13 protein-coding genes, 1 tRNA gene and 1 pseudogene are annotated in these 15,256 nt (G+C 72.6%); 9 read left to right on the plus strand and 6 right to left on the minus strand.

Annotated elements, in window-relative coordinates:
- Nucleotides 1-105, plus strand: a pseudogene (locus ACWD2L_RS34600) (6-phosphogluconate dehydrogenase); the annotation flags it as partial.
- A gap of 54 nt (nucleotides 106-159) precedes the next feature.
- Here ACWD2L_RS34600 and ACWD2L_RS34605 read toward each other — a convergent pair.
- Nucleotides 160-2,061 carry a serine/threonine protein kinase gene (locus ACWD2L_RS34605; protein ID WP_351343449.1) on the minus strand — a complete coding sequence of 634 codons (1,902 nt, stop codon included), beginning with the start codon at nucleotides 2,059-2,061 and terminating at the stop codon, nucleotides 160-162.
- A 34-nt stretch (nucleotides 2,062-2,095) separates the two neighbouring features.
- Nucleotides 2,096-3,151 carry an Lrp/AsnC family transcriptional regulator gene (locus ACWD2L_RS34610; protein ID WP_351343447.1) on the minus strand — a complete coding sequence of 352 codons (1,056 nt, stop codon included), beginning with the start codon at nucleotides 3,149-3,151 and terminating at the stop codon, nucleotides 2,096-2,098.
- 134 nt (nucleotides 3,152-3,285) lie between these two features.
- Between ACWD2L_RS34610 and ACWD2L_RS34615 the strand changes: the two genes are divergently transcribed.
- Together ACWD2L_RS34615 and ACWD2L_RS34620 are read left to right on the plus strand one after the other, a co-directional pair.
- Nucleotides 3,286-4,467 (plus strand): M20 metallopeptidase family protein, encoded by a 1,182-nt coding sequence (locus ACWD2L_RS34615; RefSeq protein WP_351343445.1) that lies wholly within the window; start codon nucleotides 3,286-3,288, stop codon nucleotides 4,465-4,467.
- Nucleotides 4,468-4,526: 59 nt separating this feature from the next.
- Nucleotides 4,527-5,417 carry a tryptophan 2,3-dioxygenase gene (locus ACWD2L_RS34620; protein ID WP_351343443.1) on the plus strand — a complete coding sequence of 297 codons (891 nt, stop codon included), beginning with the start codon at nucleotides 4,527-4,529 and terminating at the stop codon, nucleotides 5,415-5,417.
- Between the two features lie 56 nt (nucleotides 5,418-5,473).
- On the opposite strand, the gene ACWD2L_RS34625 is transcribed toward ACWD2L_RS34620, so the two are convergent.
- Nucleotides 5,474-5,558 (minus strand) — tRNA-Leu (locus ACWD2L_RS34625).
- Between the two features lie 196 nt (nucleotides 5,559-5,754).
- Between ACWD2L_RS34625 and ACWD2L_RS34630 the strand changes: the two genes are divergently transcribed.
- The 3 genes from ACWD2L_RS34630 (at nucleotide 5,755) to ACWD2L_RS34640 (ending at nucleotide 8,301) form a co-directional block, all read left to right on the plus strand.
- Entirely contained in the window at nucleotides 5,755-7,080 is a 1,326-nt protein-coding gene (locus ACWD2L_RS34630) for a M20/M25/M40 family metallo-hydrolase (RefSeq protein ID WP_351343441.1), read from the plus strand.
- A gap of 151 nt (nucleotides 7,081-7,231) precedes the next feature.
- The gene (chpH, locus tag ACWD2L_RS34635; RefSeq protein ID WP_351343439.1) at nucleotides 7,232-7,465 is read left to right on the plus strand and encodes a chaplin ChpH; all 234 of its coding nucleotides are present in this window, start codon (nucleotides 7,232-7,234) and stop codon (nucleotides 7,463-7,465) included.
- Between the two features lie 125 nt (nucleotides 7,466-7,590).
- Nucleotides 7,591-8,301 (plus strand): chaplin, encoded by a 711-nt coding sequence (locus ACWD2L_RS34640; RefSeq protein ID WP_351343437.1) that lies wholly within the window; start codon nucleotides 7,591-7,593, stop codon nucleotides 8,299-8,301.
- A gap of 251 nt (nucleotides 8,302-8,552) precedes the next feature.
- Here ACWD2L_RS34640 and ACWD2L_RS34645 read toward each other — a convergent pair whose 3' ends face one another.
- The gene (locus ACWD2L_RS34645) at nucleotides 8,553-8,741 is read right to left on the minus strand and encodes a DUF5703 family protein (protein WP_018535088.1); all 189 of its coding nucleotides are present in this window, start codon (nucleotides 8,739-8,741) and stop codon (nucleotides 8,553-8,555) included.
- Nucleotides 8,742-8,788: 47 nt separating this feature from the next.
- Here ACWD2L_RS34645 and ACWD2L_RS34650 point away from each other — a divergent pair, with 47 nt between their 5' ends.
- Entirely contained in the window at nucleotides 8,789-9,466 is a 678-nt protein-coding gene (locus ACWD2L_RS34650) for a hypothetical protein (protein ID WP_351343435.1), read from the plus strand.
- A 92-nt stretch (nucleotides 9,467-9,558) separates the two neighbouring features.
- On the opposite strand, the gene ACWD2L_RS34655 is transcribed toward ACWD2L_RS34650, so the two are convergent.
- Both ACWD2L_RS34655 and ACWD2L_RS34660 read right to left on the minus strand, forming a co-directional pair.
- Nucleotides 9,559-12,057 (minus strand): helix-hairpin-helix domain-containing protein, encoded by a 2,499-nt coding sequence (locus tag ACWD2L_RS34655; RefSeq protein WP_351343433.1) that lies wholly within the window; start codon nucleotides 12,055-12,057, stop codon nucleotides 9,559-9,561.
- Nucleotides 12,054-13,037 carry an aldo/keto reductase gene (locus ACWD2L_RS34660; RefSeq protein WP_351343431.1) on the minus strand — a complete coding sequence of 328 codons (984 nt, stop codon included), beginning with the start codon at nucleotides 13,035-13,037 and terminating at the stop codon, nucleotides 12,054-12,056. Before ACWD2L_RS34660 ends, ACWD2L_RS34655 begins: the two co-directional genes overlap by 4 nt.
- Before the next feature lie 144 nt (nucleotides 13,038-13,181).
- Here ACWD2L_RS34660 and ACWD2L_RS34665 point away from each other — a divergent pair, with 144 nt between their 5' ends.
- Both ACWD2L_RS34665 and ACWD2L_RS34670 read left to right on the plus strand, forming a co-directional pair.
- A complete protein-coding gene (locus ACWD2L_RS34665) occupies nucleotides 13,182-14,243 on the plus strand; it encodes an LLM class F420-dependent oxidoreductase (protein WP_351343429.1) in 1,062 nt (353 codons plus the stop codon).
- Between the two features lie 231 nt (nucleotides 14,244-14,474).
- Nucleotides 14,475-15,254 carry a ferritin family protein gene (locus ACWD2L_RS34670; protein WP_351343427.1) on the plus strand — a complete coding sequence of 260 codons (780 nt, stop codon included), beginning with the start codon at nucleotides 14,475-14,477 and terminating at the stop codon, nucleotides 15,252-15,254.
- Nucleotides 15,255-15,256: the final 2 nt, after the last annotated feature.

Genomic DNA, 15,256 nt, shown 5'->3' on the forward strand with positions numbered 1-15,256 from the left:
TCGCTGTTCGCGCGCTTCTCCTCCCGCCAGGAGGACTCGCCGCAGATGAAGATGATCGCGGCGCTGCGCAACCAGTTCGGCGGCCACGCCGTCGAATCCAAGTAGCCGATACACATGAAGCCCGCCGGACCGATCGGTCCGGCGGGCTTTTTCGTGCGTCTACTGGTCGGTGGCCCGCCACACCTTCGCGTCCAGGGTCACGTTCTTGCCCTCCGTCTTGCCCCGCAGCGTCAGAAGGCCGACGTCCCCCGAGCCGCCGATCAGGCAGAGCCGCTGGCCCACCGGCAGGTCGTAGACCCAGTAGGAGTCCTTGGCCGCCTGCGCGCCGCGGCACGCGGCGAGGGTGGCAGGCTTCCCGGCGGGGAGCAGCGCGAGTGAACTCCCCGAGGTGCTGCCGGGCGCCAAGATCGCGCCGTTGCGGTAGACGGCGTAGGTCAGATCCTCGCTCGACTGCCCGTCGTCCGGCTTGGCCCGCACCGGATCGTCCGCGAGATACAGGTCCTGGTTGTCCGTCATCACGATGCCGGTGTACGTCGACGGGAGCGGGGGAGCCGAGGCCGAAGGACCGCTCTCCGTCGGCGTCGGGCGAACGGGCGTGGGGTCGCCGGCCGATCCCGAAGGGGCGGGCGCCGCACCGGAGTTGGAGGCCTTCGGAGACTTCGAGGCGCTCGGGGAGGCGGACTTCGACGCGGACGCCGACTTCGACGCGGAGCGCGAGGCCTCGGGGTTCGCGGCCCCCGGCCCCGCCGCCCCGCCGTCCGGCGTGCCGCCGGGCACGAAGTACAGCGCGGCCGCCGCACCGCACGCGACGAGCGCGACCCCGGCGGCCGCCAACAGCCAGGCACGCGAGCGCCCCCGCCGGGGCTCCGTGCTCACGGCGGACGTCTCGGCACCCACCGGCGCGGCAGGGGAGCCGGGCGTGGGCCCGTCGGGGACCGTCGCCGGGTGGCCCTGCCGCGCCGGCCCGCCGGGCGGGTCCTGGGGGAACGCGGCGGCCGGCCCGAACACACCGGCGGGGGCGGGGCTCCCGGGCGTCGCGGGCTCACTCGTGGCACCGGGCGGCGGCGTCGCGTGGCCCGTCGACTCCGCCCCGGTCACCCGGGCGCCCTCGGCGCGCGCCGCGATCCCCTCGGCGAGCTCACCGGGAAGCCAGGCGTCCGTCGCGGGTCCGGGACCGCCGGGCTGCGCCGCACGGATCTCCTGGACGGTCTCGATGACCTCCCGCACCGTCGGCCGGTCCTCGGCGGCCTTGCTGAGGCAGCGGGACGTCAACTCCCGCAGGGCGTCCGGGACCTTGGACAGATCCGGCTCCTCGTGCACGACCCGGTACAGCACCGCGTGCGGCTCGCCCTCCCCGTACCCCGTGCTGCCGGTGGCGGCGAACACCGCGGTCTGGCCGAGCGCGAACACATCGGCGGAGCCACTCGCGGAGCCGCCGAGCACCTGCTCCGGCGCCATGTACGCGACCGTGCCCACGGTCGTCCCGCTGCGCGTCACGGACGTCGCGTCCGCCGCCCGCGCCACCCCGAAGTCGATGACGCGGGGCCCGTCGGAGGCCAGCAGCACGTTCGACGGCTTCAGGTCGCGGTGCACGATCCCGGCGTCGTGCACCGCCTGCAGTGCCTCCGCGATCCCGGCGGTCATCCGCAGCACGGTGTCCACCGGCAGCGGCCCGTGCTCGCGCACCGCCTCCGCGAGCGAGGGACCGGGCACGTACGCGGTCGCGCACCACGGCACCGTGCTCTCCGTGTCGCTGTCGACGACCGGTGCCGTGTAGAGGCCGTGCACCTTGCTCGCCGCGGCGACCTCGGTACGGAATCTGCGGCGGAACTCGGGGTCCTCGGCCAGCTCGGGTCTGATCACCTTGACCGCGACGGCCCGGCCGCCCGGCGTGTGCGACAGATAGACGCGCCCCATGCCACCGGAGCCGAGCCCCGCGACCAGGCGGTATCCGCCCACGGTCCGCGGATCCTTGTCGTCCAGCGGACGGAAACCGCCGCTGCCGGGCTCCCTGTTCGCCCACACCTCGCGCTGCACCCCCAGGTTGCTTAGAGGGTCCATTGCATCACGTGAGACATCGCACCCCACCGGCGCGTCACGACGAGAGGTCGCTCCATACGTCCATGGGGACGGCGCCGCAACTGTGTCCCCGCTCGTCGAGGAGACGCCCCATACGCTTGACGAATCGCAGCACCATGGCCTCGCGCAGCACCGTGAGCCCCGGCGCGGCCCTCGCCAACTCGGCCTCCACCACGGGGAGTTCGACGAGGGAGCGGGCCGAGAGGCCGAGCAGCAGGTTCGCGCTGCCGCCGGAGAGCCGCAGGCACACCCGCAGTCCGGGCAGCCGGCGCACCAGTGCGGCGGGTGTCGCCGTGTCGTCCGGGGCGGTCCGCGCCCACACCCACGCGCTCACCGGCCAGCCCGAAAGCGGTGTCGCCACGTCGCAGCGCAGCGACAGCTCCTCGCGCTCCAGCAGCGCCGCGATCCGGCGGCCCACCGTGCTCACCGCGAGCCCCGTCTCGGCGGCGAGCGCCGAAAGCGGGGCGCGCCCGTTGCGGCCGAGCGCGAGGATCAGGCGCCGGTCGGCCGCGTCCGGCCCCGAGGTCCTGGCACGCCGGGTCCCGGCCGCGACGGCCGGTACCGCCAGAGCGCGCCGCTGGTCGGCGTCCAGCACCCGCAACTGCCACAGATCGCCCTCCGTGTGGACCCGGGTGACGAGTTGGCTGCGGACTTCGCTCACCCCGGCCACCCGGCCCACCACCCGCTCCAGATACCGGGAGAGCTCCGCCGCCGACGGCAGGGCCAGCGTCGCCGTCAGGTCCCAGTCGCCGCTGGTGTGCTCCACCGACAGCACATGCGGCCGGGCCGCGAGCGCCCGCCACACATCGGCCACCGCCCCGGCCGAGCAGCGCACCTCCAGCACGGCCAGGCAGGCGCCGGGGGCGAAGCGGGCGGCCGGACGCCCGGTCACCCAGGCCGCACCCGAGCGCTCCAGGCGCTGCCAGCGCCGCGCCACGGTGACCGGGTCGAGATCGAGCACCTCGCCGATCTGCCGCCAGGTCGCCCGCGGACTCACCTCGAGGCAGTTGATCAGCGCGAAGTCGCGCTCGCTCAGCGGCGCCGAAGAATCCTGCGCAAGACCGTCGTCCACGCAAGGATCCTGCGTCCCCGGCGCCGAGGTGGCAAGCGCGTCCATGCTGGCAGCGGTACGGATCACCGCCACCGACCCGCCACGAGTCCGCCGCCCACCACGCCGCACCCCGGCCGGTGCCCAGAAGGAGCCCCATGCCGACCAGCACCCCCGCCCACGGCGACCTGGTGTCCCTGCGCCGCGCCCTGCACGCCGACCCCGAGGTCGGCCTGCACCTGCCGCGCACCCAGCAGCGCGTGCTCGACGCCCTCGCGGGGCTGCCCCTGGAGATACGTAAGGGAGACGCGCTCAGCTCGGTCGTCGCGGTGCTGCGCGGCGGCCGCCCAGGACCCGCCGTCCTCCTGCGCGGCGACATGGACGCCCTGCCACTCGCCGAGCGGACCGGTCTCGACTACGCGTCCCCGCACCCCGACGCCATGCACGCCTGCGGCCACGACCTGCACACCGCCATGCTCGTCGGCGCCGCCCGCGAACTGTGCGCGCGCCGCGGGGAGCTCACCGGCGACGTCGTGTTCATGTTCCAGCCGGGCGAGGAGGGCTGCGACGGCGCGGGCAGGATGATCGACGAAGGCGTCCTGGAGGCCGCGGGGGAGCGGGTCGTCGCCGCGTACGCCCTGCACGTCATCGCGGGGCGGATCCCGCACGCGGTGTTCACCGCCAAGCCGGGGCCGATGCTCGCGGGCGGCGACATCTTCACCGTCAAGCTGCGCGGCGTCGGCGGCCACGGCTCGACCCCGCACCTGTCCCGCGACCCGATCCCCGCGGCCTGCGCGATCGTCGGCGCCCTCCAAACGCTGGTGACCCACACCGTGGACCCGTTCGGCACCGCCGTGCTCACCGTCGGCGAGATCCACGCGGGCAGCGCCCCCAACATCATCCCCGACGAGGCCGTCATCACCGGAACCATCCGCTGGTTCGACACCGGCACCCGCGACGCGCTGCGCGCAGGCGTCGAACGGGTCTGCCGCGCCACGGCCGAGGCCCACGGCGTCACCGCCGAGCCGGTCATCGAGGAGTACGTCCACGCCACCATCAACGACCCGGCCGAGGCCGCCCGCGCCGCGACCGTCGCCGAGCGGACCTTCGGCGCCGACCGCTACACGCCGATGGAGCGCCCCACCGCGGCCGGCGAGGACTTCTCCCGCGTCCTCGCCCAAGTACCCGGCGCCTTCGTCCAGTTGGGCGCGGTGCCGCCCGGCGTCGACCCCGAGGGCGCCGAGGAGAACCACTCCCCGCACGCCGTCTTCGACGACGCCGTCCTCACCGACGGCGCCCACTACCTCGCCGAGGTGGCCCTCGACCGCCTGAGCGGCTGACACACCGGCACCCCTGGGTACCGGGCCACCGACACACCCGCCACCGAAACTGGGTCACCATGGACCACGAGCCCCGCACCCCCGACACCGGCACCGACACCTCGGGCACCAACACCCGCGACCTGGAATCCGGCATCCACCGCGACCTCCGCGACGAGATCACGTACGGCGGATACCTGAAACTGGACCAACTCCTCGGTGCCCAGACCCCGTTGAGTGACCCGCCGCACCACGACGAACTCCTCTTCATCATCCAGCACCAGACCTCCGAGCTCTGGTTCAAGCTGGTCATCCACGAACTGCGCTACGCCATGGCCAGGATCGCCGCCGACGACCTGGCCCCCGCCCTCAAGTCGCTCGCGCGCATCAAGCACATCCAGCGCCAGCTCCTCGACCAGTGGTCGGTGCTCGCCACGCTCACCCCCAGCGAGTACGCCCAGTTCCGCGGCGCCCTCGGCCACTCCTCCGGCTTCCAGTCCGCGCAGTACCGCATGGTCGAGTTCCTGCTCGGCAACAAGAACCCGCAGATGCTCAACGTCTTCGACCACGAACCGGTCACCCGCGCCGAGCTCGCCGCCACCCTCGAGGCCCCGAGCCTCTACGACGAGTTCCTGCGCCACCTCGCCCGCCACGGCCACGCCGTCCCGCACTCGTTCCTCGACCGCGACGTCACCCGCGCCCACACCTTCACCGAGTCCCTGCTGCCGGTGCTGCGGGAGATCTACGAGAAGCCCGAGGAGCACTGGTCCGCGTACGAGACCTGCGAGGAACTCGTCGACATCGAGGAGAACTTCCAGCTCTGGCGCTTCCGCCACCTCAAGACCGTGTCCCGGGTCATCGGCTTCAAGCCGGGCACCGGCGGCTCCTCGGGCGTGAACTTCCTCAAGGCCGCGCTCGACCTCAGCTTCTTCCCCGAACTCCTCGCGGTCCGCACGCAGATCGGCGCATGACCACGACGGCGCCCGACAACGCAAAAGACCCCAGAATCATCTGGGGTCCTTCTCTGTGTCCGAGGGGGGACTTGAACCCCCACGCCCGATAAAGGGCACTAGCACCTCAAGCTAGCGCGTCTGCCATTCCGCCACCCGGACTAGGTGTCTGCCGCCTCTGTGCGGGGCGTTTCCCGCGGCGACAGAGAGAACATTACCAGGGATTCGGAGTGCCTCGATCAGCCCCCCGACCCGGTGGCCCCGCCTGTGAACGGCACGTGACGAGAGGCGGCCGGGCTTGGGTCCGGAGGTCGGGAGAGAGAGGATGAGAGGCATCCACGGCAAGAGAGGAACCAGCGTGAGCGAGCCGAGCACGGGCAGGGCGGTCACCGGGCAGGACGAGGTCGTCGACCTCTGCCGCGAACTGATCCAGATCGACACCAGCAACTACGGCGACCACTCGGGCCCCGGCGAGCGCAAGGCCGCCGAGTGGACGGCGGAGAAGCTCGCCGAGGTCGGCCTCGAACCGAAGATCTTCGAGTCCCACCCCGGCCGCGCCTCCACGGTCGCCCGCATCGAGGGTGAGGACCCCTCGCGGCCCGCCCTCCTCATCCACGGTCACACCGACGTCGTCCCGGCGAACGCGGCGGACTGGACCCACCACCCGTTCTCCGGCGAGATCGCCGACGGCTGTGTCTGGGGCCGCGGCGCCGTCGACATGAAGGACATGGACGCGATGACCCTCGCGGTCGTCCGCGACCGGCTGCGCACCGGGCGCAAGCCCCCGCGCGACATCGTCCTCGCCTTCCTCGCCGACGAGGAGGCCGGCGGCGTGTTCGGCGCCCGCCACCTGGTGCGCAACCACCCGGACCTCTTCGAGGGCGTCACCGAGGCGATCAGCGAGGTCGGCGGCTTCTCCTTCACCGTGAACGAGCAGCGCCGGCTCTACCTCGTCCAGACCGCCGAGAAGGGCATGCACTGGATGAAGCTGTCCGTGGCCGGCACCGCCGGGCACGGCTCCATGATCCACCGGGACAACGCGATCACCGAGCTGTCCGAGGCCGTCGCGCGCCTCGGTCGCCACCAGTTCCCCGTCCGCGTCACCAAGACGCTCCGGCACTTCCTCGACGAGCTCGGCGACGCCCTCGGTACCGAGCTCGACCCGGAGGACATGGAGGAGACCATCGCCAAGCTCGGCGGCATCGCCAAGCTGATCGGCGCCACGCTCTCCAACACCGCGAACCCGACGCAGCTGAACTCCGGCTACAAGGTCAACGTGATCCCCGGCGAGGCCACCGCCAATGTCGACGGCCGCTTCCTGCCGGGACACGAGGACGAGTTCCTCGCCGACCTCGACCGGATCCTCGGCCCGAAGGTCAAGCGCTCGGACGTGCACGCGGACAAGGCCGTCGAGACCACCTTCGACGGGGCGCTCGTCGAGGCGATGAAGACCTCGATCGAGGCCGAGGACCCGATCGGCAAGGCCATCCCGTACATGCTCTCCGGCGGTACCGACGCCAAGTCCTTCGTGGAGCTCGGCATCCGCAACTTCGGCTTCGCGCCGCTGCAGCTGCCGCCCGAGCTGGACTTCGCGGGGATGTTCCACGGTGTCGACGAGCGGGTGCCGGTGGACGGCCTCAAGTTCGGCGTGCGGGTCCTGGACCGCTTCATCGACGCGTCCTGACGTCAACCCGGCACAGCGCCGGAAATCGCTCGCACGTACGTAATGGACCGGAAAGAGTGAATGGCGCCGTACGGTCGTAGCCCCATCGTTTATTCCTCGTTACAGGGAGTGCAGTCCGCGGCTGGGACTGCATTGCCAACTAGGAGGAATAATGCTCAAGAAGGTCGTCGCCGCTGCGGCAGCCACTGGTGGTCTGGTTCTCGCGGGTGCGGGTCTGGCCGTCGCCGACTCCGGCGCTCAGGGTGCTGCCACGCAGTCCCCCGGCGTCATTTCGGGCAACGTCGTCCAGGTCCCGGTCCACGTGCCGGTGAACGTGTGCGGCAACACGGTCTCCGTGATCGGGCTCCTGAACCCTGCCTTCGGTAACACCTGCGTCAACGACTGACGTTGTTGTGCCTCACCCCTTGAGGGTTTGAGCCCACGGCCCCGGAGTGCGAGCCATGCACTCCGGGGCCGACGGGTTGGACACGGTTCCAACGCAAGATTTCCAAGGCAAGGCAGGGAAAACCTATGCGACAGGTCATGCGGAAGGGCCTGATCACCGTGGCGGCCGCGTCCGGCGTACTCGCCGTCACCGGTGGCTACGCGCACGCGGACTCGAGTGCGAACGGAAGCTCGTCGGGCTCGCCGGGCGTCCTGTCCGGCAACTCCGTCGAGGCGCCCGTGGACGTCCCGGTGGACGCCTGCGGCAACACGATCAACGTCGTCGGACTGCTCAACCCGGCGTCGGGCAACGACTGCGGCGGCTCGGGCGGCGGCGACAAGGCCGGCGGCCAGTCCTCGGACGGTGGCGCGCAGGCCGGTGGCAACACCAGCGACTCACCCGGTGTCGGCTCGGGCAACCACGTGTCGGTACCGGTGCACGTGCCGGTGAACGCGTGCGGGAACTCCGTCGGCGCCGGCTCGGTCGGCAACGGGACGACCGGTAACGGCTGCGTCGACGACGGCGGGAGCAGCACCACCACACCGCCCTCGCGCGGCGGGGACTCACGGGGCGGCTCGCCGCAGCAGCCGGGTGCGGACACTCCCAACGACCCGGGGACGCAGACCGTCGCCATGCCGAAGGGCGAGTCCCAGCTCGGACAGACCGGCAGCCCGCGCGCGGCCGGCACGCTCGCGGAGACCGGCAGCTCGGTGCCGCTCGGCGCGGCCATCCCGCTCGCCGGGGGAGCGCTGCTCGCGGGCGCGCTGCTCTACCGGCGGGCCAACGCGGCGGCGTGACATCGGACGGTACGAAACGGAGCGGGCCCCGCACGGACGGGGCCCGCTCCGTCGTCTCACCCTAGGGCCCTTCTGGCGGATCAGGCTGGATGCGGGAGGCCGCGCCTTTCGGCTCCGCGAGCGGGGGCTGGTGCGTGCAGCTGCAAGGCGGAGGAGGGCGACAACGCGGAGCGTTGGCAACCGACGACAACGCGGCAGATGTGCGTGCCAGGGCCCGCGACCCCAGCAAGATCCGTCAGAAGGGCCCTAGGTCACCATGTGGCCCGCACCTGGCGGATGATCCGTCGACGCAGGCGCACCCGGCGGCTGCCGTCGCGGCGCAGGCTCAAGCGGTCCAACTCCCAGTGTCCGTACTCGGCATGGTCCGTCAGCAGGCGCGTCGCCTCCTTGCGGGAGACCCCGCGAGGTACGTACACGTCGACAAATTCGTATTCCGGCATCGCATCTATTGTGCGGGCAGCGGCCCGGTACGGATAGCGTCTGCACTATGTCTGATGCTGCGCAGCCCACCGCTGCCGAGGTACGCGCCGCCGCCGAGGCGGTCAAGGCTGCGATCGACGCCCACTTGGCGGCCGTCGATCGCCGGTCGGGAGAAGACGATCCGGCCGTCTACGAAGCGTTCAACGAACTCGCCGCCGCGGCCGAGGAGTACGACGAGCTCCTCTACGACCGCTACGACGAGGTCACCCCCTTCGAGATCCCCGGCAGCGAGGACTCGCTGCCGCCGTACGCGGGACCGGAGGAGCCGAACGCGCTGAGCGTGCTGATTCGACGCGACTACGCCGTGGTCGAGCCGCAGCGTCTGCTGGCCCAGGCCGGGCGGGTCGCCGACCTGGAGGCGGAGCCGGACACGGAGGCCGCGAACGGGGCGGGCAGTAGCGTGCACGCCGCCCTGGGCGTCCTCTTCGGCGAGTTCGAGCCCGACGAAATCGCCTCCCGGCACAAGGAGTTCGGCCTGGAGGAGGGCGACTCCACGCTCTGGGTCACGGCATCGGACGAGCCCACGGACCCCGGAGACTGGCTGGAAGCGCCCTTCGAGCAGGTCGATCCGCAGCGGGTGGTGTGCCGCTTCGACGTGAGCGCGGTCTTCGACGACGACGAGTTCGACGTCGGGGACGGCGGCGGGGCGGGCCTGGACGAGCCCTTGGAGGACGCGGACCGCTGAGGCCACGGGGCGCCCTTGATGGTGCCGCCCTGCCTTGGGCAATCTGCCGCCTTGGGCGGCAGGGTGGGCAAGGCGGCACCACGGTGTCGCGGCTACGTGCCGGGGACCTGGGCGCGGACCAGCCCCCGCAGGCGCGTGGTGCGTGGCTTCGCGGGGACCTCGGACACCGCTCGTGGCAGGGCCGCGTCCACGCCGTGCACCACCGAAAGGTGCCGCTCGCCGCGACCGAAGGCCGTATAGACCCAGGGACGACTGAGCGCCTGCGCCGCATCGCCCGGCAGCACCACCACGGCCGCGGGCCACCGAACCCCCACGGCCTGGTGCCCGGTCAAGGCCCACCCGTGCCGCACCGCCCCCTGCTCCACCTGCTCCTTGGGTACGAGGACGGGGGCGCCGTCGCACTCGAGGCGCAGGCCCTCCGCGTCGGCCCCGACGACCACGCCCGGCCGGATCCGGCCGCGCCCGGTCACGTACACCGCCCGGTCGCCGGGATCGAAGCCCCCGAAGCGCCCGGGCCCCGGGTTGAGCCGCTCCTTCAGTGCCACGTTCAACGCCCGGGTCCCCGCGGCGCCGCCATGCCCCGTCGTGATCACCTGCGTCTGCTCGGCCGGCACCCCGATCGCCCGCGGCACCGAGTCCGCGACGAGCTGGACGGTGCGGTGGATCGCCTCGGCCGGGTCCCGCACCGGAACGATCACCACCTCCTTGCCGGGCGCCTCCACCTGGTTCAGCTCACCGATGCCGATACCGGAGACCAGCTCGCCGATCGGTCCTGCGTCCGGCGTGCGGGAGGCGATGCGGGGGCAGATCTCCGCCGCGGCGACGTCCGCGAAGACCCGGCCCGGGCCCGCCGACCACAGCGTCCCCGGGTCCCCGCTGAGCACCAGGCACGTACCGTCCGCGAGCAGTTCCACGAGCATCGCGGCGTCGCCCACGGCCAGCTGCGGTGCGTCCAGGACGACCAGGAGGTCGAGAGCGAACGCCCCGTCCCGGTCGAGGCCGGGCCCCTCCGCCTGTGCGAGCAGGCCCGCGACGGTCGCGGTGGCCGTCTCGGGCGCGTCCGGGCCGAGGAGTTCGGCGGCCCGGCGCCGGCCGTCCGCACTGTGCGCGGCGACGCACACCCGCAGGCCCAGCTTGCCCGCGGCGGCCACGGCCGCGATCGGTTCGGCGCGGGCCGCCTCGCCGCCGGTGTGCAGGACGAGGCGGTGCCCGGCGATCGCCCGGATCAGCTCGGCCGTCGTGCCGCGCGCGGACCCGGCGGCCTCCTCGAGGCCTGCGGCCGAACCCTCGTCCTTGGGCGAGGCGTTGAGCAGCCGGGCGAGCCCGTCGGCGAGGCTCTCCTCGGCGAGCGCGTACCGCTCGAGGCCGACCAGTACCCGGACCGGGCGCTCCGGCTCTTCCTCCTCGCAGTCCTCCTCCTGGGCGGCGGGCGCCGGGGCGGGCGCGTCCTCCAGGGGGTCGTGGAAGATCAGCGCGTCGCCCTCCGCGACGGCGCTCTGCACGGCTTCCTCCGGGTCGGGCACGCCGCGCTTGCCGAGCGCGTCCGCGAGGACCGGCAGGTCGAGGGCTGTGTGCCCGGCGTCCGCGGCCTGCTCGAGCAGCCATACGGTGACGGCGCGGCCCCGCCGCTCGTCGTCGGGCCCGCACTCCGCGCCGAGCAGCGCCCGCGCGAACCCGTCGGCCTGCTCGGGGCGGACTCCGCTCACCCGCAGCAACTGCCACGGATCCGCGCGCAGTTCGTCACTCGCGCCCTCGCCGAGGGCCGCGGCGGTCGCGGCGGCGAGCGATTCGGGCGCGCCGCCTTCGACGAGCACGTCCCGCACGGTGGTCACCGTCTCGGCGCCGGGCCCCGCCGGGGCGGCGGCCTGCGGCCTGCGTACGGGCTCGGGGGCGGGTGCGACGTCCCGCCGGGGCTCCGGGGCGGCGACGGGCTTCTCCCCGCTCTCCACCGCGCGCACGGCGGCGAGCAGGTCGGCGGCGGTCCCGCTCAGCTTGGCCCCGGCGTCGATCGGGCTCTCCTTGGCGGCCTTCCGCTCCGCGATCCGCTCCCGGAACTCCCGCTGCGCCGCCAACTCGGCCTCGGCCTCGGACACCTCGGCGCCGCCCTTCGCACCGCCGCCATCCGCCGCGGCATCGGCACCCTCATCGGCCGGGCTTACCGAGTCCTCGTCGGGCCCGGTCTCCGCGTCGCCGTCCGCCGCGGCTGCGCCCCCGTCGGGCGCGGTCTGTTCGTCGGCGTCCGCCGCGGCTTCCGCGCCCTCGCCGGCCGGGCCTACCGAGTACTCGGCGGGCCCGGTCCCCTCGCCGCCGTCCGCCGCGGCTTCCGCCCCCTCGCCGGGCCCGGTCTCCGCGCCGCCATCCGCCGCGGCTTCGGCACCCTCACCGGCCGGGCTTTCCGCGCCCTCGCCCTCGTCGGGCTCGGGCTGCTCGTCGGTGTCGGCGGCCGAGGCCTCGGCGTCGTCGGTTCCGGTCGGCCCGGGCCCGGCGCCGTCCGCCGGCACCGGGACCGCCTCGGCGCTCGCGGCGGCAGCCGGATCCGTGTCGGGGCGGGCCCCCGACTCGTTCTCCGCGGCAGCGGACTCCGTACTCACAACGTGCTCCAGTCCTGATCGGGATAGCGGTGCACGGGCGCCGACACATCGTCGAGCGCCTGGCAGATCTCGTCAGGAAGACTAAGGGCCTCCACTGACAATGCCGCCGTGAGCTGCCGCGCGTTGCGCGCGCCGACGATCGGCGCGGCCACTCCCGGCCGGTCCCTGACCCACGCGAGAGCCACCTGGAGCGGCGTCACGGCGAGCCCGTCCGCCGCCGTGGCCACCGCGTCCACGATGTGCCCGGCCGCCTCGTCGAGATACGGCTCGACGAACGGCGCCATGTGGTCCGAGCCGCCCCGCGAGTCCGTGGGCGTGCCGGAGCGGTACTTGCCGGTCAGCACCCCGCGGCCCAGCGGGGACGAGGGCAGCAGCCCGATGCCGAGGTCGAGCGCCGCCGGCAGCACCTCGCGCTCCACGCCCCGCTGCAGCAGCGAGTACTCCATCTGCGTACTGGCGAGACGCGTGCGCGAGCCGGGCGCGGAGAGCTGCCACGTACCGGCCTTGGCCAACTGCCAGCCGCAGAAGTTCGAGACGCCCGCGTAGCGCGCACGCCCGCTGCTGACCGCGATGTCGAGGGCCTGGAGCGTCTCGTCGAGCGGGGTCGCCGGGTCCCACGCGTGCACCTGCCACAGGTCGACGTAATCCGTGCCGAGCCGGGCGAGCGAGGCGTCCAGGGCCGAGAGCAGATGGCCGCGCGAGCCGTCGAAGCGGCGGTCCGGGTCGGGCACGCTGCCCGCCTTGGTGGCGATGACGAGGTCACGGCGGGGGACCAGGCCCTCGATGAGCCGCCCGAGCAGATACTCCGACTCCCCGTCCCCGTACACGTCGGCCGTGTCGACGAGCGTGCCGCCCGCTTCCCAGAAGGCCTTCAACAGGTCCGCCGCGTCGTGCTCGTCGGTGTCCCTGCCCCACAGGAGGGTGCCGAGCCCGATCCGGGACACGCGCAGGCCGGTGCGGCCGAGATGCCTCTGCTCCATGGGCGCTGAGGTTACTGGCCGAAGGTCAGGAACGGGGCCCCTGTGGATATCTGTCGTCGGGACCGCCGGGTTAGGGTGCCGAGCGAGGTGCCCTACCCATGGGTAATTCACTGGATCCGGCAAGGCGTTAAGGGGATGTGGTCAATGAAGCTCGGCATCAACCTCGGCTACTGGGGCGCGGGCATGGACGCGGACAACCTGGCTATCGCGAAGGAGGCCGACAGACTGGGCTACGCGGTGTGCTGGGCCGCGGAGGCCTACGGTTCCGACGCCGCCACGGTCCTCGCGTACGTCGCCGCGCAGACGGAGCGGATCGACGTCGGCTCGGCCATCTTCCAGATCCCGGCCCGTCAGCCCACGATGACGGCGATGACGGCCGCGACCCTCGACTCGTTGTCCGGGGGCCGCTTCCGGCTGGGCCTCGGTGTCTCGGGGCCGCAGGTCTCCGAGGGCTGGTACGGCGTCAAGTTCGACAAGCCGCTGGCGCGCACCCGCGAGTACGTCGAGATCGTCCGCAAGGCGATGAGCCGGCAGCGGGTCAGCCACGACGGCGCGCACTGGACGCTCCCGCTGCCAGACGGCCCCGGCAAGCCGCTGAAGCTGATCGTGCACCCGGAGCGCGAGCGGATCCCGCTCTACATCGCCGCGATCGGCCCGAAGAACCTGGAGCAGACCGGAGAGATCGCCGACGGCGCCCTGTTGATCTTCCCGGCGGCCGAGCACCTGGAGGAGACCACGCTCCGGCACATCCGTGCGGGCCGCGAGAAGGCCGGACTGACCATGGAGGGCTTCGACGTCTGCCCGACGGTCCCGCTGGCGCTCGGCGGGTCCGACGAGGCTTCCGTGAGTGCGCTCGCCGACATGTTCCGGCCGTACACCGCCCTCTACGTGGGCGGCATGGGAAGCAGCAAGCAGAACTTCTACAACCAGCTCGCGCAGCGCATGGGCTACGAGAAGGAGGCCGCCGAGATCCAGGAGAAGTACCTGGCCGGCGACAAGGAGGGCGCGGCCGCGGCGATCCCGCAGCAGCTCATCGACTCCACCACGATGCTCGGTTCCGTGGAGCGGATCGCCGACCGGATGCGGGCCTACTCCGAGGCCGGTGTCACCACGCTGACCGTCAACCCGGCCGGGCTCACGCTCGACGACCGCCTCGCCTCGCTGCGCGCGGGCACCGAGGCGATGGAGCTCGCCGGGCTGGCGTAAGCGCTCGGGAAGCAGTTCTTCTGCGGCCGTGGTGGGGGCTCGGGGGTCTTCCCCGCCACGGCCGACGCCTTGCACAACGCGCCACGAGGGGCCTGGTTACGGCCCGTCCCCCGCCTCGTGTCCTCCTTTCGGACGAGTTGACCCGCATAGCTGTTGCCCTGCCTCATGTCCCGCATTTGACTCGGACTTTGCAGTACTGCGGAGTCCGGCGCGGCGAGGTGGAGGTTGCGGATGCTGTCGGCCAAGAGTCTGTTCCAGGAGATCGTCGACAACGACGAGTCGTTCCGGCTGTTCTGCTCCATCGCGGCAGGCGGCGAATCCCAGGGCGGCTGGGAGAACGGGCGGATCGCCGCGCTGGTGCCCGAGAGCGAGCGCGGCCTCGCGCCCAGGATCGCGCGGCACGGTGCGGACGAGGACAAGCACGGGCGGATTTTCCACGCCCTCATGAGGAAGCGCGGCCTGGAGCCGGTCCCCGTCCCCGCCGATGCCGACTACACGATGCTTCTGGAGAAGCAGGGGATCGGGCTCGCGCACGATCGGCTGCGGCGCGACGAGCGGCTCCGCGTGCGGGACATCGTCACGTACTTGGCGCACAGCCGTGTCACCGAGCAGCGGGCCTCCGAGCAGATGGTGATGCTCCGCAAGCACTTCGGCGACGACCCCGACCTCGGCCGCGCGGTCAAGATGATCTCCAACGACGAGGACAACCATCTCGCGTACTGCCACGAGGAGTTGCTGCGATTCGCGTACGCGGGTCATGGCCGCACTATTCAGCGGGTTCTGCGGGAGTGCGCTCTCGCGGAGATCGCGGTCTACCGGGATGTCAGCCTCGCCGTCATGGATCACATGGGGCGTGTTCTGGGCTGGTCGAAGCCGAAGGCGGTCGCGCTTGCCGCGGGGATCCGTGCCGTGTACGTGTACGAGCGGCTGGGGGGCTGGCGGCGGATGGTGTCGTTGCGTATGCCGGAGCGGCGGGATGCGCTTGGTGGGGCGGCGGCCGAGTTCGCCTGAAG

Source organism: Streptomyces sp. NPDC002754 (genome assembly GCF_053592315.1).